Here is a 23,093-nt window from a genome sequence, read left to right as displayed (position 1 = left end):
ATGTCCTTTCCTCTGCTGACAGCGACGGCGGCGCTCCCGGCCCTCGGGGCGATCGCCACGGCCGCCGTCCCGGCCCCGCGGCGCAACGCCGCGAAACTGCTGGCGCTGATCGTCTCGCTGGGCACGCTGGTGCTCGCCGCGATCATCGCGTTCCGCTTCGACCCCGGTGGCGACCGCTACCAGCTCACCGAGTCCCACGCCTGGATCGCGGACTTCGGCGTGCGGTACGAGCTGGGCGTCGACGGCATCGCGGTGGCGCTGATCGGGCTCACCGCCCTGCTCATCCCGTTCATCATCCTCGCGGGCTGGCACGACGCCGACCCGCTGGAGACCGGCAGCAAGCGGTGGCGGCCGACGCAGGGCTTCTTCGCCCTGATCCTGGCCGTCGAGGCGATGGTGATCATCTCCTTCGAGGCCACCGACGTCTTCCTCTTCTACATCTTCTTCGAAGCCATGCTCATCCCGATGTACTTCCTCATCGGCGGCTTCGGGGACCGGGCCCACGAGCACGGCGAGGAGGCGGCGTCCACGCAACGCTCGTACGCCGCGGTGAAGTTCCTCCTCTACAACCTGGTCGGCGGTCTGATCATGCTGGCCGCGGTCATCGGCCTCTACGTGGTCGCCGGGAACTTCTCGCTCCCGGAGATCGCCGAGGCCCGTGCCAACGGCTCCCTGGAGATGGCGACCACCACCGAGCGGTGGCTGTTCCTCGGCTTCTTCTTCGCCTTCGCCGTGAAGGCCCCGCTGTGGCCGCTGCACACCTGGCTGCCCAACGCCATGCAGGAGTCCACCGCCCCGGTCGCCGTCCTCATCACGGCCGTCGTCGACAAGGTCGGCACCTTCGCGATGCTCCGCTTCTGCCTCGGACTGTTCCCCGAGGCCAGCAAGTGGGCGACGCCCGCGATCCTCGTCCTGGCGTTGATCAGCATCATCTACGGGGCGCTGCTCGCCGTCGGCCAGCGCGACATCAAACGGCTGGTGGCGTACGCGTCGATCTCGCACTTCGGCTTCATCATCCTGGGAATCTTCGCGATGACCAGCCAGGGCCAGTCCGGCGCGACGCTCTACATGGTCAACCACGGCATCTCGACCGCCGCCCTGATGCTGGTCGCCGGATTCCTGATCTCCCGGCGCGGATCCCGGCTCATCGCCGACTACGGCGGGGTGCAGAAGGTCGCGCCGGTCCTCGCCGGCACCTTCCTGATCGGTGGCCTCGCGACGCTGTCGCTGCCCGGACTCGCCCCGTTCGTCAGTGAGTTCCTGGTCCTGGTCGGCACGTTCGCGCGCTATCCGGTGGTCGGGATCATCGCCACCGTCGGCATCGTCCTCGCCGCGCTCTACACCCTCGTGCTCTACCAGCGGACGATGACGGGCCCGGTGAAGGCCGAGGTCGAGGGGATGCCCGACCTGAGGGTGCGGGAGCTCGTGGTGGTCGCCCCGCTGGTCGTGCTGCTGATCTTCCTCGGCGTCTACCCGAAGCCGGTCACCGACATCGTCAACCCGGCGGTCGAGCACACCATGTCCGACGTCCAGAAGAAGGACCCCCAGCCCGAGGTGGAGGCGGCCAAGTGAGCGCATCAGCCGTCCACAGCCTGTGGACAACCGCGGCCGACCCGATCACCAAGATCGACGCGCCGAAGATCGAATACGGGCAATTGTCGCCCACCCTGATCGTCATCGGCGCGGCGATCGTCGGAGTGCTGGTCGAGGCCTTCGTCCCGCGCAGGTTCCGCTACCACGCCCAGGTGTTCGTCTCCGTCGTCGCCCTCGCGGCCTCCTTCGCCGCGGTCGTCGCGCTCGCGGCGGGCGGATACGGCACCACCAAGGCCGGCATCGCGGCCATGGGCGCCATCGCCGTGGACGGACCGGCCCTGTTCCTCCAGGGCACGATCCTCCTCGCCGGCATCCTCGGCGTCTTCACCTTCGCCGAACGGCGCCTCGACCCCGAGGCGCACGGCAACAAGGTCGACTCCTTCGCCGCACAGGCCGCCTCCGTGCCCGGCAGCGACAGCGAGAAGGCCGCCGTCAGGGCGGGGTTCACCACCACCGAGGTCTTCCCCCTGCTGCTCTTCGCGATCGGCGGCATGCTGATCTTCCCGGCGGCCAACGACCTGCTGACCCTCTTCATCGCGCTGGAGGTCTTCTCCCTCCCGCTCTACCTGCTGTGCGCCGTGGCCCGCCGCAAGCGGCTCATGTCGCAGGAGGCGGCGGTCAAGTACTTCCTCCTCGGTGCCTTCGCGTCCGCCTTCACCCTCTTCGGCATCGCCCTGCTGTACGGCTACGCGGGCTCGGTGAAGTACGCGACGATCGCCCAGGTCGTCGACGGCACCATCAGCGACATCAACCCCGCCCTCGCCGAGACCATGGGCAACGACGCGCTGCTGCTGATCGGCGCCGCCATGCTCGTCATGGGCCTGCTCTTCAAGGTCGGCGCGGTGCCGTTCCACATGTGGACCCCGGACGTCTACCAGGGGGCGCCCACGCCCGTCACGGGCTTCATGGCCGCCGCGACCAAGGTGGCAGCCTTCGGCGCGCTGCTCCGGCTCCTGTACGTCGTCCTGCCCGGCCTGCGCTGGGACTGGCGGCCGGTCATGTGGGCCGTCGCCATCGTCACCATGCTGGCCGGCGCGATCGTCGCCATCACCCAGACCGACATCAAGCGGCTGCTCGCCTACTCCTCGATCGCCCACGCCGGTTTCATCCTCGCCGGTGTCATCGCGGCCTCACCCGACGGCGTCTCGTCCGTGCTGTTCTACCTGGGCGCCTACTCCTTCGTGACCATCGGCGCGTTCGCCGTGGTGACGCTGGTGCGCGACGCGGGCGGCGAGGCCACGCACCTGTCCAAGTGGGCCGGGCTCGGCCGCAGGTCCCCCCTGGTGGCGGCCGTCTTCGCGGTCTTCCTGCTGGCCTTCGCGGGCATCCCGCTGACCTCCGGGTTCGCGGGGAAGTTCGCCGTGTTCAAGGCGGCGGCGGAAGGCGGCGCGGGCGCGATCGTCGTGGTCGGTGTGATCTCCTCGGCCATCGCCGCGTTCTTCTACATCCGCGTCATCGTGCTCATGTTCTTCAGTGAGCCGCGCCCCGAGGGGCCGACGGTCGCCGTGCCGTCACCGCTGACCATGACCGCGATCGCGGTCGGGGTCGCCGTCACCCTGGTGCTCGGTGTCGCGCCGCAGTACTTCCTGGATCTGGCGGGACAGGCGGGCGTCTTCGTGCGATAGGGCTCCGCTCGATTGTTCGAAGCGTGTGCGAACGTGGCGGGACCCGGCTTCGGAAGAGGCCGGGTCCCGCCGACGTTTTCGGGCCCCGGAGCCGCCCCCTGCGGGTGGAGCCTGTGGATAACTCTGAGGCTGTCGGTGCGGGCGCCTATCGTGGCAAGGGCTGGAGGAAGCACGGGCGGCACAGGACGCAAGGGCGCGGGGGACGGACGATGATCGGGACGGACGTGACGGACGTGACGGGTGTGAGGGCGGACGAGGGCATGACGGCCGGGCCGCGCGGGGACGGCGAGGCGCTGGCCGTGCTCCACCGTGTCTTCGGATACGACGCCTTCCGGGGCGAGCAGGAAGCGATCATCGAGCATGTGGTCGCGGGCGGCGACGCCGTCGTGCTCATGCCGACGGGCGGCGGCAAGTCCCTCTGCTACCAGATCCCGTCCCTGGTCAGGCCCGGTACCGGCATCGTGGTCTCCCCACTGATCGCGCTGATGCAGGACCAGGTGGACGCCCTGCGGGCCCTGGGCGTGCGCGCCGGGTTCATCAACTCCACGCAGGACTTCGACGAGCGGCGCGTGGTCGAGGCGGAGTTCCTCGCGGGCGAGCTGGACCTGCTCTACCTCGCACCGGAGCGCCTGCGGCTCGACGCCACCTTGGATCTGCTGGGGCGCGGCAAGATCTCGGTCTTCGCGATCGACGAGGCACACTGCGTCTCCCAATGGGGCCACGACTTCCGGCCCGACTACCTCTCCCTCTCCCTGCTGGGCCGGCGCTGGCCGGACGTGCCGCGCATCGCGCTCACCGCCACCGCCACCCGCGCCACGCACCGCGAGATCACCGAGCGGCTGGGCATGCCCGGCGCCAGGCACTTCGAGGCCAGCTTCGACCGGCCCAACATCCAGTACCGCATCGTGCCCAAGGCCGACCCGAAGAAGCAGCTGCTGTCCTTCCTGCGCCAGGAGCACGCGGGTGACGCCGGCATCGTCTACTGCCTCTCGCGCAACTCCGTCGAGCGGACCGCCGAGTTCCTCAGCAAGAACGGCGTCGAGGCGGTGCCGTACCACGCGGGCCTCGACGCGGGCACCCGCGCGGCGCACCAGTCACGGTTCCTGCGTGAGGAAGGGCTCGTCGTCGTCGCCACGATCGCCTTCGGCATGGGCATCGACAAGCCCGACGTACGCTTCGTCGCCCACCTCGACCTGCCGAAGTCCGTCGAGGGCTACTACCAGGAGACCGGCCGCGCCGGACGCGACGGACTGCCGTCCACGGCCTGGATGGCGTACGGCCTGAACGACGTCATACAACAGCGGAAGATGATCCAGGGCAGCGAGGGCGACGAGGCGTTCCGCCGCCGGGCCGCCGGCCACCTCGACGCCATGCTGGCGCTCTGCGAGACGGCCCAGTGCCGGCGCGGCCAACTGCTCCAGTACTTCGGCCAGGAACCCCAGGCCGACGGCTGCGGCAACTGCGACACCTGCCTCGTCCCACCGGAGACCTGGGACGGCACCGTGGCCGCGCAGAAGGTGCTCTCCACGGTGGTGCGGCTCCAGCGCGAGCGGGGGCAGAAGTTCGGCGCCGTGCAGATCGTCGACATCCTGCTGGGGCGCCGGACCGCGAAGGTCATCCAGTTCGACCACGACCAGCTCTCCGTCTTCGGCATCGGCGAGGACCTGGCCGAGGGCGAATGGCGGGGCGTCGTGCGGCAGCTCCTCGCCCAGGGGCTCCTCGCGGTCGAGGGCGAGTACGGCACGCTGGTGCTCACCGAGGAGAGCGGGGCGGTGCTGCGGCGGGAGCGGGACGTGCCGCTGCGCAAGGAACCGAAGAAGCCGGCGACCACACGGTCGACGTCCGGCGGCTCCGGGTCGTCGGGCTCCGGCCGGGGCGAACGCAAGGCGAAGGCAGCCATCGAACTCCCCGACGACCTGCTCCCCGTCTTCGAGGCCCTGCGCGCCTGGCGCGCCGAACAGGCCCGCGAACAGGGCGTCCCCGCCTACGTCATCTTCCACGACGCCACCCTCCGTGAGATCGCGGCCACGGCCCCCGCCTCCGTCGCCGAACTCGGCACGATCAGCGGGATCGGCGAGAAGAAGCTCGCGACGTACGGGGAGGGGGTGCTGGGGGTGCTGGCGTCGGCAGGCGGGGCCGTGGACGGACCTTCGGCCGCCGCCTCCGACGGGGCGAAGGGCCCGGCAGGCGACGACTCGACTGACGCGGACTCCTTCGACTGGCCGGACGACGAGCCGGAACCCGAGCCGGACGACTGGGCGTAGCGGACAGACGGGGGACGACCCGCCGCCCGGGCCCGGGCGGCGAGGTCCGCCGCAGGGGTGGCGCCCGACGGGGCGCCGGAGGGGAGGGGTCGACCATGGACGCGCAGGACACGGCGGAGAAGCTGCGGACGATCACGGGGGAGCTGTCGGAACGCTTCTACGAGCGGGCCGACGTGGTCCGCACCCTGGTGGTGACGCTGCTGGCCGGGCAGCACTCCCTGCTGCTCGGGCCGCCAGGCACGGCGAAGTCCGAGATGGCCAGGGAACTCACCGGCAGGTTCGAGGGGGCGGCCTACTGGGAGATCCTGCTGTCGAAGTTCACCGCTCCGACGAGGATGTTCGGTCCCATCGACGTCGCCGCGCTGACCCGGGGCGAGTACCGCCAGGTGTACGAGGGCCGCGCCACGACCGCGCACGTCGCGTTCATCGACGAGATCTTCAAATGCTCCACGGCCGCGCTCAACGAGACGCTGGGATATCTCAACGAGCGGATCTACCACCCCGAGAACGGCGGCGAGCCGGTCCACTGCCCCCTGATCGGAGCCATCACGGCGAGCAACGAACTGCCCGTCGGGGAGGACTCGGCCGCGATCTACGACCGGCTGTTGGTGCGCATCGAGGTCGGGTACCTGGAAGACCCCTCCAACTTCGCCGCGCTGGTCCGCTCCGCCGTCAGCCGCCCCCAGGCACGGACGCGGACCACCGTCGAGCTGGCCGCGCTGCGGCACGCCGTCACCGAAGCCGTGCCAGCCGTCGAGGTGCCCGACGCGATCGTGGACGCGGTGTGCACGCTGCGGGCCGCCCTGCGCCGCAAGGAACTCGTCGCCTCCGACCGCCGCTGGCGGCAGGCGGTGGGGCTGCTCCAGGCGTCCGCGTACCTCGACGGCCGCGAGGCGGTCGCCGAGACCGACCTGTCGGTGCTGACACATGTGCTGTGGGACTCCCCGGCGGAGCGCCCGACCGTCGAGCGCGAGGTGCTGCACCTGGTCAACCCCGACGCCAAGGAGGCGCTCGACCTGGCCGACACCATCGACGAGTTGGAGGCCCAGCTCGACGCGATGGCCGGGCAGTCACGCGAGGCGCTGAGCGAATGGGTCATCAAGAAGGCCCACAACAGACTGGCCATGGCGGGGCAGCGACTGGAGAAGCTGCGCGAGGAGGCGGCGACCTCGGGCCGTTCCACCGCCACCATCGACCGTGTCACCGGCCGCCAGCGCGCCGTACGCGCCCGGGTCCTCACCGAGGCCCTCGGCGTCGACGCCAGCACGGTGCAGGCCCAGCTCTGAACAAGGGGGAGGGCGGTGATGGACGGGACGACATCCGATGCGGTGTCCCGGGGCGGGGCACCGGCCGGGCTGGACGAGTTGGCGGGGCGGGCCGGGAAGTGGCTGGGGCTGACGGACGCGGGGCCCGAGCGACACACCGCGGCGGTGGTCGCGGACCGGTTCGACCGGATGACATGGCGCGACACGTACGAGCAGTCGGTCGGACTGCGCGAGCTGGCCGAGGAGTTGGACGAGGAGCGGTACGGGCACCACGGTCATGGCCCTCGTCGAAGCGGTCATCGCGACGAGACCGCCGACCTGCTCACGGATGTCTTTCTGGCCGCGTACAAGGTCCGCCCGCGGTTGCGTGACCGTGCGGAGATCACGCCCTCCCGGCTGGTCAACCACCAGGTGATCACCGCCCTGGTGGAGTCCCCGGAGTTCGCCGCACTGCACCGGGAGACGGCCGGCGACCCCTACGCCGCCGCCATGGCCGTGCTCGCCCAGGCCCAGGCGCTCCGCCGCATGCTGGAGCACACCCGCGACGCCCGAGAGCGGGCCGAACAGGCGGGCACCGCACAGCGGGACGCGGAGGACGCGGCGACCGCCGTGGGCGAGGCCCTTCAGCGGGCCGCGGACGAGGCGGACGAGGAGGGCACCGTGCCGACCCCCGCCGCCGACGCCGTGCACCGGGCGATCAAGGACGCGGAGAGGGCCGGGACCATCGCGCGGCGGGCCGCCCTGGACAGTGCGCGGGCCCTGACGGCGGCGGCCCCCGGTACCCGTATCGCCGCGCGGGCCGCGACGGCGAAGGCCGCCGAGGCCGTACGGCAGGAGGCCTCGCTGATGCGGGCGTGGGGTGTGGGCCCCGGCGAGCTGGAGCGGATGTCGTTCGACCAGCGGGCCCGGCTCGCGGAGCGGCTGCGCACCGGCCGCCTCGCGGAGTGGGCCGAACTCATCGGCCGCTTCCGGCAGATGGCGGCCGGTGAGCGGGCCCGCAAGGTCGAGAGCACCGTCGGGGAACTGGTCGGCGTCACGCTCGGCGACGACCTCTCCCGGGTCATCCCCTCCGAGCTTGCCCATCTCGGCCTGCCCGAGCTGCGCGCCGTGTTCGCCGCGCGGTACGCCGCCGGGGAGCTGATGCTCTACGACAGTCAGGGGGAGCAGACCACCGGCCGGGGCGCGGTCGTCGCGTGCGTCGACACCTCGCACTCGATGTACGAGTCGGGGCCCGGCGGAGTGACGAGGGAGGCGTGGTCCAAGGCGTGCGCCCTGGCACTGCTGGACCAGGCCCGCCATGCCGGACGGGACTTCGTCGGCATCCTGTTCTCCGCCGCCGACAAGATCCAGGTCTTCCGCTTCCCCGGGGACGAGCCCGCCGACACGGCCCGGGTCGTCGACTTCGCGGAGACGTTCCTGGGGGGCGGCACCAGCTATCAGACGCCGCTGTCGGCGGCCGCCGAGCTGCTGAAGGAGGAGTTCGACGACGCGGGCCGCGCCCGCGGTGACATCGTGATGCTCACCGACGACGACTGCGGTGTCACCCCGGAGTGGATGCGTTCCTGGCACGAGGCCAAACACGGACTGGGTTTCCGTGTCTTCGGTGTGGCCATCGGTGCCCCACGGGTCGCCGACGCCGACTCGGTCCTGGACACCCTGTGCGACAACCTTCGTTCGATAGAGGACCTCGCCGACGTCCACGCCGCCGCCGACCTGTTCCGCGTGATCTGACCCGGGTGCGGCCGGTACCGAGGCGCGGGGCCCTACGCCCGGCCCGCCACCACCCGCCCCCTGACCTCGCCCAGCCCCACCTTCGTGCCGCCCGGTCCCGGAGCCCACGCCGTGAGGGTCACCTCGTCGCCGTCCTCCAGGAACGTGCGCCTGCCGGTCGGAAGGTCGAGCGGGTCGCGCCCGTTCCAGGTGAGTTCCAGCAGCGAGCCCCGCTGGTCGGGGGCGGCCCCGCTGACCGTGCCGGAGCCGTAGAGATCGCCCGTACGCAGGGACGCGCCGTTCACCGTCATATGGGCCAACTGCTGCGCGGCCGTCCAGTACATCGTGGCGAAGGGCGGCTCCGAGACGACATGCCCGTTGACCGCGACGCTGATCCGCAGGTCGTACCCTCCGGGATCGATGTCCGGGGCGGAGTCGTCCAGGTAGGGCAGCAGCGGATGCGTACGCGTCGGCGGTGACACGCGCGCCTCCTCCAGCGCCTCCAGCGGCGTGACCCAGGCCGAGACCGACGTCGCGAAGGACTTCCCGAGGAACGGCCCGAGCGGAACGTACTCCCAGGCCTGGAGATCACGCGCCGACCAGTCGTTGAGGAGACACACCCCGAAGACGTGGTCGCGGAAGTCCCCGAGCCCCACCGGCCGTCCCCGCTCGGAGGGCACCCCGACCACGAACCCGACCTCCGCCTCGATGTCCAGCCGTACGGACGGCCCGAACACCGGCTCCGGATCGGCCGGCGCCTTGCGCTGCCCGGCCGGCCGCACCACGTCCTCGCCGGACACGACGACCGTGCCGGACCGGCCGTGGTAACCGATCGGCAGATGCTTCCAGTTGGGCGTCAGCGGATCCGGCGCGTCGGGGCGGAAGATGCTGCCGACGTTCCGGGCGTGGTTCTCGGAGGCGTAGAAGTCGACGTAGTCGGCCACCTCGAACGGCAGGTGCAGGGTCACCGAGGACAGCGCGTGGAAGTACGGCGCGATCGTCTCCCGGTGCGAGGGCACCGTCAGCCACGCCGTCAACGCCCGCCGCAGGTCCGACCAGGCCGTGCGCCCCGCCGCCAGCAGGGGGTTCAGCGTGGGGTGCGCCAGCAGCGCGGCGTACGGGGAGCCGAGGGCGTGCGCCGCCGCCGCGGCGTCGAGGACGTGGTCGCCGAGACGGACACCGACCGTACGGGCACCGGCGGTCCGGGCACCGGCGGCCCCGGCACCGGCGGCCCCGGCACCGGTGGAAGGGGCGGCGTCGGACGCGTCGAGGGAGAAGACACCGTAGGGGAGGTTGTGCGGACCGAAGGGGTGACCCTCGGGGACATCGTCGGTGACATCGAAGGGGGGCATCGGGTGCTGCCTCGCTCTCGTACGTTCCGTCGTACCTCTGGTCGCGGCTCACGTTACGGGGCGGTGCGAAGATCGGGGAGTGTCTAAAGAGTTCGTAATGTCCTGATAGGGGAGGGTCGGAAGGAAAGGTTCCGGCTTAGCGTCCTCTGGGGGACACGGACGGGGTGGGTCCGGGTCCGGTAGGGGGGACACGTGGGGGGACCCGTGGCCATGGGTACTTGGGGTGCGCCGGTACAGGCGGACCGAGGCGTTCCGGGGCTCGTCGTGAAGCTCGGCGACTATCCGCTGCACCACGGCGGCGTCGGAGCCATCCGCAGCCTGGGCCGGCTCGGCGTGCCGATGTACGCGATCACGGAGGACCGTTACACACCGGCCGCCGCCTCGCGCTACCTGCGGCGCGCGTTCGTGTGGCCGACCACCGGGACGGAGGAGCCCGCGTGGCTGGTGGAGGGACTGCTGCGCATCGGGCGGCGGATAGGGCGGCCCGCCGTGCTCATCCCCACCGACGAGGAAGCCGCGGTGCTCATCGCGGAGCACCAGGAGGAGTTGGCGACCCGCTTCCTCTTCCCCCGTGTCGACGGGAAGCTCCCGCGCCGCCTCGCCAGCAAACAGGGCCTGCACGAACTCTGCGTGGAGCACGGCATCGCGAGCCCCGTCAGCTCGTTCCCGCAGTCGTACGAGGACGTGGAACGGTTCGCGGAACGGGCCCGCTTCCCCGTGGTGGCCAAGAACCGGGAGGCGTTCGAGCGGCGCAGGCAGCCCGCGGTGAACGGGACGACCCGCATCGCCGACCGGCAGTGCCTGCTGCGGCTGGCCCGCGAGTGGGGCGACCGGCCAGGGGTGATCCTCCAGGAGTATCTGCCCCGGGAGGACGCCGAGGACTGGATCGTGCACGCGTACTTCGACGCGGACTCCACCCCCCTCGCGATGTTCACCGGGGTGAAGGTGCGGTCGTGGCCGCCGCACGCGGGGATGACGGCGAACGCGTACGTCGTCGACAACCCCGAACTCGCCGACATCGCCGCCCGGTTCATCAAGCAGATCGGGTTCACGGGGATCATCGACCTCGATCTGCGGTTCGACCGGCGGGACGGGCGGTACAAGCTGCTGGACTTCAATCCGCGGATGGGCGCGCAGTTCCGGCTGTTCGAGAACGAGGCCGGGATCGACGTCGTACGCGCCATGCACCTCGATCTGACCGGGCGTCCGGTGCCGGAGGGGGAGCAACTCGCCGGACGTCGGTACATCGTGGAGAACATCGATCTGCCGGCCCTGCTCGCCTACCGGCGCAGCGGCTACACCACACCGCACGCGCCGCCGCGCGCGAGCGGGACCGAGCTGGCGTGGCTCGCGGGTGACGACCCGCTGCCGTTCCTCACGATGCTCGCGCGCTTCGTGCGACCGGGCGCGAAGCATCTCTACCAGCTGTGGCGGGCCAACCGCCTCGGCAACGCACACGTGCGCCCCTGAGCCCTGCCCACAGGGCCACCGGCACACGTGACCACACGAAGTAGGCATGAAGCGTCCTGGGGAGGGACTTCGTGATTCAACCGGTAGCAGTCATCGGTGCCGGGCCGTTCGGTCTGTCCACGGCCGCGCACCTTCGGGCGCACGGCATTCCGGTCCGTGTCTTCGGTGAACCCATGGTGAGCTGGCGGGACAACATGCCCGCCGGAATGCTGCTGAAGTCGACACCGGCGGCGTCGAGCATCGACGCCCCGCAGCAGGGCCACACGCTCGCCGACTACTGCGACGCGGCGGGGATCCGACGGCTGGTGACGGACGAGGACATCATCCCCGTCGAGACCTTCATCTCCTACGGCGAGTGGTTCCAGCAGCGGCTCGTGCCCGACCTGGAACGGGTCCGGGTGGTCTCGGTCGACCGGATCAAGAGTGGCGGCTTCGAACTGAAGCTGGACTCGGGGGAGTTGTTCGCGGCGCGGGCCGTCGTCGTGGCGAGCGGGTTGTTCGGGCTGGCGCACCTGCCGGCCGAGCTGGCGGGCGCGGCCGTCGACGGCCCCACCCCCATGGGGCCCGTCTCGCACAGCTCTCAGCACGCCGACCTGAGCCGGTTCAAGGACCGGGAACTGATCGTCGTGGGCGCGGGGCAGTCCGCCCTGGAGGCGGCGGTGCTGGCGGCCGAGGCCGGCGCGCGGGTGCGGGTCGTCGCGCGGGGGCGGGGGGCCGTGGCGTTCGGCGCGCCCCCGTGGAAGCAGCCGAGGATGCGCCCGGAGTCGCCGTTCGGGCGGGCCTGGTCGTTGTGGGCGCTCAGTTACTACCCGCAGCCGTACCGGTATCTGCCCGCGGCCGCCCGGCACCACCTCGTCCGCCGGGTGCTCGGGCCACTGGGTGCGTGGTGGCTGCGGGACCGGTTCGACGGGCGCGTGGAGGTGCGGGAGGTGGCCCGGGTCGTGCGGGCCGGCGTCATCGACGGACGCCCCCTGCTCGTGGTGCGCGAGCACGACGGCCGTACGTCGGAGTGGGGCGCCGATCACGTCATCGCCGCGACCGGGTACCGGGTGGACCTCGGGGCGATGGGGTTCCTCGGCCATGAGCTCCGTACGGAGCTGGGGGTGAGCCGGGGGACGCCGGTGCTGGGGGCGGGGTTCCGGTCGTCGATCCCGGGGCTGTACTTCACGGGGTTGCCCGCGGCGGCGTCGTACGGGCCGGTGATGCGGTTCGTGTGCGGGACGGAGTTCGCCTCGCCTCGGTTGGCTCGGCATCTTGCCGCGGCCCATGGGTGAGACGGGTCCGGGGTGAGCGCGGGTGGGGCGGTGCGTGGCGGGGCTGAGGCGGGTCGTTCGTGACGGGGTGCGGGTCATGCGTGGCTGGTCGCGCGGTTCCCCGTGCCCCTTTCATGGCCTGCGGCCGCTTCAAGGTGCGTGGGCCCCCTCGTCTCGCTGAACCCGCGTTCGGGCAAGGGGTGTTGACGTACGGGTGCCGTGGGGCGGTCGGGATGCCGGACGTCGTCCGGTTCGAGTCGAACCGATGGGGCGCGGCATCCGTATTCTCTGATCATGGCCGCTCCCACCGCATATTCACTCATCGCCACTGACCTGGACGGAACGCTCCTGCGCAGTGACGACACGCTCTCCGACCGGTCCCTCGCCGCGCTGGCGCGGGCCACGGAGGCCGGGGCCCAGCACCTCGTGGTGACGGGACGGCCGGCACCGAGAGTGCGCCCCCTCTTCGACGACCTCGGCAGCAGGGGGCTCGCGGTGTGCGGACAGGGCGCGCAGTTGTACGACCCCGGCGCGGACCGACTGCTCTGGTCGGTCACCCTGGACAGGGAACTCGCCGAGACCGCGCTCGGCAAGATCGAGGCGGAGGTCGGTCAGGTGTACGCGGCGGTCGACCAGGACGGCGTCGACGGCCTCACCCTGATCGAGCCCGGCTACCTCATGCCGCACCCCACACTGCCCGCGGTGCGGGTGCCGCGCCGCGACGACCTGTGGTGCGAGCCGATCAGCAAGGTGCTGCTGCGCCATCCCTATCTGTCGGACGACGAGTTGGCCTCGGCGGCGCGGATGGCGGTCGGTTCGCTGGCGACGGTCACCATGTCGGGGCCCGGCACCGTCGAACTCCAGCCGTGCGGCATCACCAAGGCGACGGGCCTCGCGCTGGCCGCCGACCATCTCGGTCTGTCCCCGGACGAGACCATCGCCTTCGGTGACATGCCCAACGACATCCCGATGTTCGACTGGGCCGCGCACGGCGTCGCCATGGCCAACGCCCACCCCGAACTCAAGGCCGTCGCCGACGAGGTGACCCTCTCCAACGAGGACGACGGGATCGCGGTCGTGCTGGACCGGCTGTTCGGCTGAACAAACGTTCCCCTGGGCCCGCCGGCCCAGGGGAACGAGTGCGGAGTGGGTGGGGCTCAGTACGGGCCGAACACGTTGTCGATCGAGCCGTACCGGTCGGCGGCGTAGTTGCAGGCCGCCGTGATGTTCGCGACCGGGTCGTACGGGTCGTACGGGGTGCCGGACACGTGGTACGCGGCGAACGTCGGGTCGATGACCTGGAGGAGGCCCTTCGACGGGGTGCCCGCGGCCGCGTTGGAGTCCCAGTTGTTGATCGCCAGCGGGTTGCCCGAGGACTCGCGCATGATGTTGCGGTGGATCCCGTTGTATGTCCCGGGAATTCCCTTTTGCGCCATGATGTCCAGCGACTCGCGGATCCAGCCGTCGAGGTTGTTCGGGTACGTCTTGACCGACGCCTGCGTGGCCGTGGTGGTCTTCGAGGCCGTCGACGACTTCTTCGCCGTGGCCGCCTTCGTCCCGTTCACCTTCAGCTTCAGGCCCGGGCGGATCAGGGCCGGGTTGTCGCCGACGGCGGCGCGGTTGTCCTTGTAGAGCCGCTGCCAGCCGCCCTTGACGCCGTGCTTCCGGGCGATGGAGGAGAGCGTGTCGCCGGAGACCACGGTGTAGGTCGCGGACTTGGGCTGCGCCACGGCGGGGGCGGACTGCGGGGCCGACTGGACGGAGCCGACGGCCTGGGCCGGGGTGGCGGCGCTCGCGGTCGTGGCGACCGTGAGCGGGAGGGCCAGGGCGGCCCCGCCCGTTCCGGCGGCGAGCACGCCACGGGTGAACGCGTTGCTTCTGGGACGGCGGTGTTTGCCTCGTGCGGGCATGGCGGATTCCTCTCCGTCGCCTGCGAGGTGAGCTGTCGGGTTCGGGCTGGAGATGCCCGGCCACGTGCGTCGCCTGGGCGGTCGCTGTGCGTGTCGCGTCCGCTGGGCGTACTGCGCGTGGCTTCACCCCTAGTCGGTCCGATGGGGGAAATGCCGGACCGGCGCTTACCTGGGTCCCCCGCTCCTGCCGTGCGTGGATGAGTGGTCAATGGGTGGGGAGTCCGGGCGGCGGCAGGATTCGGCGGTCCGTCCGGACGGGGTGTGAACGTATGCGAGAGCACACGATCGGAACAAGTCCCGGTTTGGCCGGTAGGTCTAGTTGACCTTGACTTTGGTGTGATTCGGCGGCAATTTCCGATGCGTGTTCCGGGGTCAACTTGCCTACCGCAAAGGGAAAGTCGACCTGGCGCCGGAAGGTTGCCCCGCCCGGGGCGGGTGACTCAACTCACGGGAGGAGTCGGGTGAAGTGCTCGCTATGCGGCAAATCGGTCAACTCGGACCAGGTGTTTGGGGACGCCTTCGGGGGTGTACCGGGGACCTCCGGGGGTCCGCGGGGTCCTCCGACGGCGGGGCCGGGGCCGGGGCGGGGGCCGGGGCGGGCCTCGCGCGGGTGCCGTACGCGCGTCGACCCGTGGGCGCTCGTGGTGATCGAAAGGTGACCGGATACGCTGACTCGGGTGATGGCAGCGACAGATCGACAAACTGTGTCATCGACCGTGAGAGCGACCCAGACCGACCGTGTGACCGTGTGACCGTCAGTAGACGTCAGCAGACAGGAGAACCCTCGTGACCGTCGTCGAGCCATTTGGGCTGAGCGCGCGGGACCAGGCTCTCGAAGCCGATGTCCAGGCCGGAATGGCGGCCGTCGAAGAGGGTCTGCTGGAGGCGACCAAGAGCGAGGTCCCCTTCATCCAGGAGGCCGCCCAGCATCTGCTGCGCGCGGGCGGCAAGCGGTTCCGCCCGCTGCTGGTGATGCTCGCGGCGCAGTTCGGCGACCCGTACGCGCCGGGTGTCGTGCCCTCGGCGGTCGTGGTCGAGCTGACCCATCTGGCCACGCTGTACCACGACGACGTGATGGACGAGGCCGAGGTGCGCCGGGGCGTGCCGAGCGCCAACGCCCGCTGGGACAACTCGCTCGCCGTCCTCACCGGCGACTTCCTCTTCGCCCGCGCCTCCCACGTCCTCGCCGATCTCGGCCCCGACGCCGTCCGCATCCAGGCCGAGGCCTTCGAACGGCTGGTCACCGGACAGATCCTGGAGACCGCCGGGCCGCGCGACGGACGCGACCCGATCGAGCACTACCTCGACGTGCTGGGCGGCAAGACCGGGTCGCTGGTCGCGGTCGCCGGACGGCTCGGCGCACTGATGGCCGGGGCCGACGAGACCGTGGTCGACGTGCTGACCCAGTACGGGGAGCGGCTCGGTGTCGCCTTCCAACTCGCCGACGACGTCCTCGACATCGCCTCCGACTCGCACGAGTCGGGCAAGACCCCCGGCACGGACCTCCGCGAGGGTGTGCCGACCATGCCGGTGCTGCGGCTGCGCGAGCGGGCGGGCCGACTGGGTCTGGCGGACGACATCGCCCTGTGTGAGCTGCTCGACTCCGACCTCACCGACGACGCCCGCCACGCCGAGGCCCTGGCCCGGCTCCGCGTCCACCCCGCCCTGGAGCAGGCCCGCCGCGACACCATCCGCTACGCGGAGGAGGCCCGCGCCGTGCTGGCCCCCCTGCCGGAGTGCGACGCGAAGGCGGCGCTGGTGGAGCTGTGCGACGCCGTGGTGCACCGCGCCGGCTAGTCACCCGGACCGGGTTCCCTCTGAGGCCAGCCCTCTGAGGCCAGCAGCCCTCTTGGGCCAGCCCTCTGAGGCGAGCCCCCGGATGCTGCCGCCTTCCAGGAGTGGGCGTCGGCGTCCCCTAGGGGTCCCTTAGGGGGCGCGATCCTGCCCGTCGGCGTCGTCCCCCACGGGCTGTGGGGAGGTGCCGCCCCGTCATGTCATCCCTGACGGGTCGCCATGTCATCCCGTAGCAGTACGTGGAGTTGAGTCCCGAGTCTGACGATTCCCTCCGGCCGATTTGGTCAGATGGGTATCACCACTCCTCACCGATTCGGGTGAGAATGGCGGCTCCGAGTAGACGCCGCCGCCGACGACGGAGGTAAGGCACACATGGCACCGTACGAAACCGACGACAGCGCCCGGTCCGGCGACGCGGCCGCGCTCGCGGCCGAGGCCGAGGAGGCGCGCTCGGCACGGCGACGCAAGGCCGCGCGGTACGTCGTCCCGGTCACCGTGCTGGGCGTGGCGGCCGCGACCATCGGGCTCGTCCCGGCCTTCGCCGGCTCCGGTGACCCCGATCTGCCGAAGATCAGCGCGCAGGAACTCATCGAGAAGATCGCCGCTTCGGACGTGCAGCAGGTGTCCGGCACGGTGAAGATCACCACGGATCTGGGCCTGCCCGACCTGGGCGGCCTGGCGGACAGCCTGGGATCGCAGGCCGCGCCCGGCGGCGACGGCGGTTCCTCCGCGGACCCCTCCTCCAAGCTTCTCGAACTCGCCTCCGGCACCCACACGTTGCGGATCGCCGCCGACGGCCCCGACAAGCAGAAGCTGTCGCTGCTGGACGAGGCGGCCGAGTACAGCGTCATCCACAACGGCGACGACCTGTGGGCGTACGACAGCGCCTCGAACGAGGTCTACCACGCGACCGGCGCGGGCCCGGAGGGCGAGGGGAAGGAAGGCCCGGACAAGGGCGGCAAGGGCGCCCCGGACACCGCCGAGGACGTGCCCGCCACGCCTCAGCAGCTCGCCGAGGAGGCTCTGAAGGCCGTCGACGACACCACGTCCGTGGTCGTCGACGGCACCGCGCAGGTCGCCGGGCGCGACGCGTACAAGCTGGTCGTCAAGCCCAAGCAGTCCGGTTCCACGGTCGGGGCGATCTCCATCGCCGTCGACGCGAAGACGGGCCTGCCGCTGAAGTTCACGCTCACCCCGGCGAGCGGCGGCGCGGCCGTCGTGGACGCGGGCTTCACGAAGGTCGACTTCGGCAAGCCGAGCGCGTCGACGTTCGACTTCACCCCGCCGAAGGGCGCGAAGGTCACCGAGGCCGACGAGGTCGAGAAGGCGGGCGGCCACGCGTCCGGGTCCGGCGACTCCGTGTTCGAGGGGCCCGGCAAGAACGGTGAGTTCAAGGACGGTGAGTTCAAGGGCCGTGAGTCCAAGGACGGCAAGGGCTCCGAGGCGGAGTTCGCGAGCGGGCTCGACGGGCTGAAGACCATCGGCAAGGGCTGGAGCACCATCGCCGTGTTCGACGGCGGGTCCGAGGCCGGCATGCCCACCGGTGGCGGCGACTCGTCCGGCGACGCCCGGGTCGACGGGTTCCTGAACTCCCTCGGCGACCAGGTCAAGGGCGAGTTCGGCTCGGGTACGGTCTTCAAGACCCGGCTGATCAACGTCCTCTTCACCGACGACGGCACCGTGTACGCGGGCGCGGTCACCAAGGACGCCCTGGTGAAGGCGGCCGACGCGGCGAAGTAGTGTCGCCCGGCCGGCGGGCCGGGACGGCGAAGCAGCGATGCCCGGCCGGTGGGCCGGGACGGCGAGCCTGCCGTCCCGGCCCACCGGCCGTACCCGAGGGGAGCCATGAGCGACGCAGCCATCCACACCCAGGGGCTGACCAAGACCTTCCGCGGCGGACAGGTGGCCGTGGACCATCTGGAACTCACGGTTCCCGGCGGCAGCGTCTTCGGCTTCCTCGGCCCGAACGGCTCGGGCAAGACCACCACCATCCGCATGCTGATGGGTCTGATCGAGCCGACCTCGGGCACGGCCCAGGTCCTCGGCCGGCCCATGCCGCGCTCCGCCCGGACCGTCCTCCCGCACGTCGGCGCGCTCATCGAGGGCCCCGCCCTCTACGGCTTCCTCTCCGGCCGCGACAACCTGCTCCGCTACGACTCCGCCGACCCGACCGCCGACCCGCGCACCCGGCGTACGCGGGTCGCGGCCGCCCTCGACCGGGTGGGGCTCGCGGCCGCCGCCGGCAAGAAGGCGAAGGCGTACTCGCTGGGCATGAAACAGCGGCTGGGTCTCGCGGCGGCGCTGCTCCAGCCGCGTCGGCTCCTCGTCCTCGACGAGCCGACGAACGGGCTCGACCCGCAGGGGATGCGTGAGATCCGCACCCTGGTACGGGAGTTGGCGTCCGACGGCACCACCGTCTTCCTCTCCTCCCACCTCCTCGACGAGATCGAGCAGGTGTGCACCCACGCCGCCGTCATGGCGCGGGGCCGGCTCATCGTCCAGGGCGCGGTCGCCGACCTGGCCGCCGGCGCACGTGGCCGTCTCGTCGTCACCACCCCCGACACGGCGGACGCGGCCCGGGTGCTCAAGGAGCAGGGAGTCGCCGACGTGGTCGTGGTCGAGGGGGTCGAGGGGGCGGAGAGCGCCGGGACCGAGGCAGGCGGCCGGGTGACGGCGGAACCGCCGCCGCCCGGCCGGGACCTCGCCGAACTGAACGTTGCACTGGTCACCGCGGGCGTGCGCGTCCGCGGGTTCGCCCTCGAACGCGCCTCCCTGGAGGACGCGTTCGTGGCACTCACGGGGGAGGGCTTCGATGTCGCGGGCTGACACACCGGGGGCGGAGACCACCGCGCCGACCGCCCCCGTCCGTACCCCCAGCCTCCTGTGGACCTTCGGGCTGTTCCGCAGCGAGTTGCTGACGACCTTCCGGCGGTGGCGGACGATCGCGCTGCTCGGTGTGCTCGCGGCGGTGCCGATCCTCGTCGGGATCGCGGTGCGGATCGAGACGGGTGACGGATCGTCGATGGGCGGCGGACCGGACGGAGGGGGCGGCGGCGGTGGCGGGCCCGCGTTCATCGCGCAGATCACCAACAACGGCCTGTTCCTGGTGTTCACGGCGCTGGCCGCGACGCTCCCCTTCTTCCTGCCGATGGCCGTCGGTGTGATCGCCGGGGACGCGATCGCGGGCGAGGCGAACGCGGGCACCCTCCGCTATCTGCTCGTCTCACCGGCCGGCCGCACCCGGCTGCTGCTCACCAAGTACGCGACGACCATGACGTTCTGCCTGGTCGCGACCCTCGTCGTGGCGGCCTCCGCACTGGCGGTCGGGGCCCTGCTCTTCCCCCTCGGGGACCTGACCACGATCTCCGGTACGCGGATCAGTTTCGCCGAGGGACTGCTGCGGGCCCTGCTGATCGCGCTGGCGGTGGCCGCGTCACTGATCGGGGTCGCGGCCCTCGGGCTGTTCGTCTCCACCCTCACCAACAGCGGGATCGCGGCGATGGCCACCACGGTCGGGCTGCTCATCACCGTCCAGATCCTCGACCAGATCCCCCAGCTCGACGCCCTCCACCCGTACTTCTTCTCCCACTACTGGCTCTCCTTCGCCGACCTCATGCGCGAGCCGGTCTACTGGGACGACCTCCAGCGCAACCTGGGCCTCCAGGCCCTGTACGCGGTGGTGTTCGGCTCGGCGGCGTGGGCGAGGTTCACGGCCAAGGACATCACCGCCTGAGGCGACTCAGGCTGCGGACTCCTCCCTGTCGTACGGGAAGCGCGCGAACGGCGGCTCCACGGTGAAGAACGTCTTCGCGCGGGTCAGGGCCGCGGTGTCCCGGAGTACGTCGCCGGGCTTGCTGCCGTTGCCCAGCAGCACTCCGCCGATGGGGGTACCTCCCACGCCTTTAAGGCAGTGGGGGAGCATGCCGAGGTACGCGGCGGAGTGGTTGAGCGTCCCGACGAGGGGCTCGGCGACCTCCTCCTCGTCGTGGGCGAGCGCGGTGACGCCCCAGAGGGTGCGGCCGGCCATGTGCTCCTTGAAGTCGAGACCGGGGGTGCGCAGCCAGCCCGACCAGTGGTCGAGGTAGCGCTTGACGTGGGCGGACACGGAGTACCAGTACAGCGGCGACGCGATCACGATGTCCGTGGCCGCGAGCGTGGCGTCCAGCAGCAGCGCCCTGTTGTCGCCCTCGGGGCGCACGTGGTCACTGTCGTGCCGCAGATCCTCGAAGTCCGGCAGCGGATGCCGGGCCAGATCGATCCACACCTGCTCGACATCGTCCGGCAGCTGCTCCGCCGCCGCACGGGCCAGCATCTCGGTGTTGCCGTCGGAGCGGCTGCTGCCGAGCACGAACAGGAAACGGCGGGTCATGGGGTCCCCCTGGTATGCGGCGTACGACGATTACATGCAGACACAATATATGCGTACGCATGTGATGCCAAGGTGGCGCGGCGATGCCCGCTCATGGGGTTACGCCTGGACGGCTTCGGCGGCTTCCGCGACCCGGAGCAGCAGGGCCTCCTCGCCGTCCCGGGCGACGAGCTGGAGGCCGACCGGGCAGCCGTCGGCGTCGAAGCCCGCCGGGATGCTCAGCGCCGGGTGGCCACTGAGGTTGAACGCCCAGGTGAGAGCCGTGGAGTAGCGGTCCCCCGGCCCGTCGTGCCCGTGCGGGGGGTTGGGCGTGGTGGGGGTGAGGATCAGGTCGGCCTCGGCGAAGAGCGCGGCGAGCCGCCGGTCGTTCTCGGCGCGGACCTCCCGGGCCGCGCGGAGGTGCGCCGGATCGACACGCGCTCCGGCGCGGAGGGTGAGCCAGGCCGGTCCCGGGTCCTCCAGGGTGAGTGCGCCGGGCTCCCGCCGGGTGCGCGGACCGGCCGACCACGGGGGAGAGGGGGCCTGCCGCACGAGACCCGCGTCCGCGAGGCGGAGGGCGGCGGCACGGGCGATCGCGGCGATGCCCGGTTCGACGTCGGCGAAGCCGAGGTCGTCCGACCAGACGGCGACCGGGGGAGCCGGGGCACGGTCGCCCGCGGGTACCGCCTGTGCCGGGCGTGGCGTGTCGGCACTCGCGCCGAGCGCGGCGGCTGCGCCGGTCCCGGCCGCCGGCGTCGCATCGCCGTCGGCGGCTGCCCGGGTCGCTTCGGCCGTCCCGGGTGGGCTCGGCTGTTTCCGTCCGTCGCCGTTCGGCCCACTTCCTGCGGCGGCTTCCGACTCCCGCGCGGCCTCGGCTGCATCCGTCATGCAGCGCCAGTACGCCGCCGCGTCGGACGCGTGGCGGGTGAGGACGCCGGCCGAGGCGAGGCCCGTGCGGTCGGCGGAGGGGAGGAGTCCGTTCGTGGACTTCAGTCCGACGATGCCGCACCAGGCGGCGGGGATGCGCACCGACCCGGCGCCGTCCGTGCCGGTCGCCATCGGTACCAGGCCCGCTGCGACCGCCGCCGCGGACCCGGCGGAGGAGCCGCCCGGAGTGCGGTCGGCCCGCCAGGGGTTGACGGTCCGGCCGCCGGAGCCGAGCCCCCAGGTCTGCCAGGGGGTGCCGGGGCCGGGCACGGAGGTCGCGCCCACGGGGACGCACCCGGCCGCGACCAGCGCCCGTGCCGCCGCCGTACGCAGCCCGGACCGTCCCTTCACCCCGATCGGCACCCCGGCCAGCGGCAGCCACACGCCTGCCGCGACCCGCACATCCACCTCACCGGCGCGCCGCAGGGCCTCCTCCGCCCACACCTCCACGAACGCGCACAGCGTGGGCTCGGCCCGCTCGATCCGGGCGAGCGCGGCCGCGACGACGTCGAGGGCCCGCAGCTCCCCCGCCCGCACACCGGCGGCAATGCGCACGGCCGACAGGGACGTGAGGGCGTCTGCGGTGTGGGCGTCGGTGGGGAGGGCGTCGGTGGGGACGGCGCCGGGTGGCGGTGGCGAATCGGGGCGCGGTGAGGTGTGCGGTTCCATGGCCTTCCAGGGGTTCTTCGGGCTCGTCGAACTGGGGGATCTCGCGGACTTCCCCGCGGTTCCTCAGCGGACCGGTCCGCCCGGTCCGCCCGGTCCGCCCGGGGTGGGCGGCGTGGGCGGACCGGGCGGGGCGGGCAGGTGCGGACGGCCCTGGTGCGGGCCTTGCGCCACCGGGGGCGACCCCGTCGGCCCCACCGCTCATCCCGCCGGTACGGCGCTTGGCGGCGCCCGCGAACGGGTTGCCGGTGGCCGGACCCTGCTGCCCCGGCACCCCCGGCCCGGTCGACGACCGCTGCCCGGCCGCTGCCTGAAGACTCGCCGCCCCCTGCCCGGGGCCCGGTTTCTGCCTCGCCTGGCAGCAAGCCCGGGACTTCAGTCCCGGGTAATTGACGGGTAGGGTTCGCCCCACGGCGGGGCTCCTGCCCGCCCGGGGCCCCGCTCAGCTCCCCGTCCCGTACGGCTCCACGGTCGGCGGTTGCTTCGCGCGGTGGGCGCCCGCCTTGCAGCCCGCGAACGGGCCGCCGGGGGAGCGGAGTTCGGCCATGACGGGCCCGAGGTGGTCGCGGTGCCACACGGCCGGACCCGACGGGCCCGCCGTCGGGTCGGTGAGCTCCTGCCAGGCCAGCCACAGGGCGTGCAGCCGGGCCACCGCCTCCAGGTGCTCCCACCAGCGCGGACACCAGGGCTGCTGGGAGGTGACCTCGCGGCCGTAGACCGGGAGCAGCAGATCCCCGACCCAGACGGCCAGGCCGTGCATCTCCTCGGCGTACTCGGCGCCGTCGAGGTAGAGGATGAACGGCGGGCCCACGGCGGGGAGCGGCTGTTCCGGACTGTGCTGTTCGACGGCGGTGGTGGTCATCGACTGCTCCCTTCGACGAGCTTCTCCGGCACGTACGAGGAGACGTACAGCCGT

At 71.8% G+C, this 23,093-nt stretch carries 17 protein-coding genes and 1 riboswitch; of the genes, 12 read left to right on the top strand and 5 right to left on the bottom strand.

Translation table 11 applies throughout. The features are described from left to right. The 5 genes from K1J60_RS17795 (at nucleotide 1) to K1J60_RS17775 (ending at nucleotide 8,478) form a co-directional block, all read left to right on the top strand. Nucleotides 1–1,572, top strand: coding sequence for an NADH-quinone oxidoreductase subunit M (locus K1J60_RS17795; RefSeq protein WP_220647061.1), 1,572 nt, complete (start codon nucleotides 1–3; stop codon nucleotides 1,570–1,572). Further along, complete coding sequence (gene nuoN / locus K1J60_RS17790) at nucleotides 1,569–3,218, top strand: NADH-quinone oxidoreductase subunit NuoN (protein WP_220647060.1); 1,650 nt, start codon at nucleotides 1,569–1,571, stop codon at nucleotides 3,216–3,218. Before K1J60_RS17795 ends, nuoN begins: the two co-directional genes overlap by 4 nt. A 209-nt stretch (nucleotides 3,219–3,427) precedes the next feature. Continuing rightward, nucleotides 3,428–5,482: a DNA helicase RecQ gene (gene recQ / locus K1J60_RS17785; RefSeq protein WP_398683245.1), complete on the top strand. Its 2,055-nt coding sequence runs from the start codon at nucleotides 3,428–3,430 to the stop codon at nucleotides 5,480–5,482. A gap of 95 nt (nucleotides 5,483–5,577) precedes the next feature. Next, nucleotides 5,578–6,768 carry an AAA family ATPase gene (locus tag K1J60_RS17780; RefSeq protein WP_220647059.1) on the top strand — a complete coding sequence of 397 codons (1,191 nt, stop codon included), beginning with the start codon at nucleotides 5,578–5,580 and terminating at the stop codon, nucleotides 6,766–6,768. Between the two features lie 18 nt (nucleotides 6,769–6,786). After that, nucleotides 6,787–8,478: a VWA domain-containing protein gene (locus K1J60_RS17775; protein ID WP_220647058.1), complete on the top strand. Its 1,692-nt coding sequence runs from the start codon at nucleotides 6,787–6,789 to the stop codon at nucleotides 8,476–8,478. Between the two features lie 32 nt (nucleotides 8,479–8,510). Here K1J60_RS17775 and fahA read toward each other — a convergent pair whose 3' ends face one another. Continuing rightward, nucleotides 8,511–9,809 (bottom strand): fumarylacetoacetase, encoded by a 1,299-nt coding sequence (gene fahA / locus K1J60_RS17770; protein WP_220647057.1) that lies wholly within the window; start codon nucleotides 9,807–9,809, stop codon nucleotides 8,511–8,513. Nucleotides 9,810–10,019: 210 nt separating this feature from the next. Between fahA and K1J60_RS17765 the strand changes: the two genes are divergently transcribed. The 3 genes from K1J60_RS17765 (at nucleotide 10,020) to K1J60_RS17755 (ending at nucleotide 13,633) form a co-directional block, all read left to right on the top strand. Then, nucleotides 10,020–11,279: a carboxylate--amine ligase gene (locus K1J60_RS17765; protein WP_220647056.1), complete on the top strand. Its 1,260-nt coding sequence runs from the start codon at nucleotides 10,020–10,022 to the stop codon at nucleotides 11,277–11,279. A 71-nt stretch (nucleotides 11,280–11,350) separates the two neighbouring features. Further along, on the top strand, nucleotides 11,351–12,553 hold the full coding sequence (locus K1J60_RS17760) for an NAD(P)-binding domain-containing protein (RefSeq protein WP_220647055.1): 1,203 nt from the start codon (nucleotides 11,351–11,353) through the stop codon (nucleotides 12,551–12,553). 273 nt (nucleotides 12,554–12,826) lie between these two features. After that, nucleotides 12,827–13,633: an HAD family hydrolase gene (locus K1J60_RS17755; RefSeq protein WP_220647054.1), complete on the top strand. Its 807-nt coding sequence runs from the start codon at nucleotides 12,827–12,829 to the stop codon at nucleotides 13,631–13,633. 56 nt (nucleotides 13,634–13,689) lie between these two features. On the opposite strand, the gene K1J60_RS17750 is transcribed toward K1J60_RS17755, so the two are convergent. After that, nucleotides 13,690–14,442 carry a LysM peptidoglycan-binding domain-containing protein gene (locus K1J60_RS17750; RefSeq protein WP_220647053.1) on the bottom strand — a complete coding sequence of 251 codons (753 nt, stop codon included), beginning with the start codon at nucleotides 14,440–14,442 and terminating at the stop codon, nucleotides 13,690–13,692. A 4-nt stretch (nucleotides 14,443–14,446) separates the two neighbouring features. Then, nucleotides 14,447–14,656, bottom strand: a riboswitch (cyclic di-AMP (ydaO/yuaA leader). A gap of 572 nt (nucleotides 14,657–15,228) precedes the next feature. On the opposite strand from K1J60_RS17750, the gene K1J60_RS17745 reads away from it, so the two are divergent. The 4 genes from K1J60_RS17745 to K1J60_RS17730 all read left to right on the top strand — a co-directional run bounded on the left by K1J60_RS17745 (nucleotide 15,229) and on the right by K1J60_RS17730 (nucleotide 19,969). Next, nucleotides 15,229–16,239: a polyprenyl synthetase family protein gene (locus K1J60_RS17745; RefSeq protein ID WP_033528270.1), complete on the top strand. Its 1,011-nt coding sequence runs from the start codon at nucleotides 15,229–15,231 to the stop codon at nucleotides 16,237–16,239. Between the two features lie 369 nt (nucleotides 16,240–16,608). Beyond that, nucleotides 16,609–17,976, top strand: a complete 1,368-nt coding sequence (locus tag K1J60_RS17740) for a LolA family protein (RefSeq protein WP_220647052.1) — start codon at nucleotides 16,609–16,611, stop codon at nucleotides 17,974–17,976. Nucleotides 17,977–18,081: 105 nt separating this feature from the next. Beyond that, on the top strand, nucleotides 18,082–19,062 hold the full coding sequence (locus K1J60_RS17735) for an ABC transporter ATP-binding protein (protein WP_220647051.1): 981 nt from the start codon (nucleotides 18,082–18,084) through the stop codon (nucleotides 19,060–19,062). After that, nucleotides 19,049–19,969, top strand: coding sequence for an ABC transporter permease (locus tag K1J60_RS17730; RefSeq protein ID WP_220647050.1), 921 nt, complete (start codon nucleotides 19,049–19,051; stop codon nucleotides 19,967–19,969). Before K1J60_RS17735 ends, K1J60_RS17730 begins: the two co-directional genes overlap by 14 nt. A 6-nt stretch (nucleotides 19,970–19,975) precedes the next feature. On the opposite strand, the gene K1J60_RS17725 is transcribed toward K1J60_RS17730, so the two are convergent. The 3 genes from K1J60_RS17725 to K1J60_RS17715 form a co-directional block, all read right to left on the bottom strand. Beyond that, nucleotides 19,976–20,605 carry a flavodoxin family protein gene (locus K1J60_RS17725; protein WP_220647049.1) on the bottom strand — a complete coding sequence of 210 codons (630 nt, stop codon included), beginning with the start codon at nucleotides 20,603–20,605 and terminating at the stop codon, nucleotides 19,976–19,978. A gap of 99 nt (nucleotides 20,606–20,704) precedes the next feature. After that, nucleotides 20,705–22,180, bottom strand: a complete 1,476-nt coding sequence (locus K1J60_RS17720) for an amidase family protein (RefSeq protein ID WP_220647048.1) — start codon at nucleotides 22,178–22,180, stop codon at nucleotides 20,705–20,707. A 439-nt stretch (nucleotides 22,181–22,619) separates the two neighbouring features. Further along, a complete protein-coding gene (locus tag K1J60_RS17715) occupies nucleotides 22,620–23,039 on the bottom strand; it encodes a DUF4913 domain-containing protein (RefSeq protein ID WP_220647047.1) in 420 nt (139 codons plus the stop codon). Nucleotides 23,040–23,093: the final 54 nt, after the last annotated feature.

It is taken from the genome of Streptomyces akebiae (genome assembly GCF_019599145.1).
In the GTDB taxonomy this organism is placed as follows: Bacteria; Actinomycetota; Actinomycetes; order Streptomycetales; family Streptomycetaceae; genus Streptomyces; species Streptomyces akebiae.
This window is presented reverse-complemented; position numbering and strand designations above follow the sequence as displayed.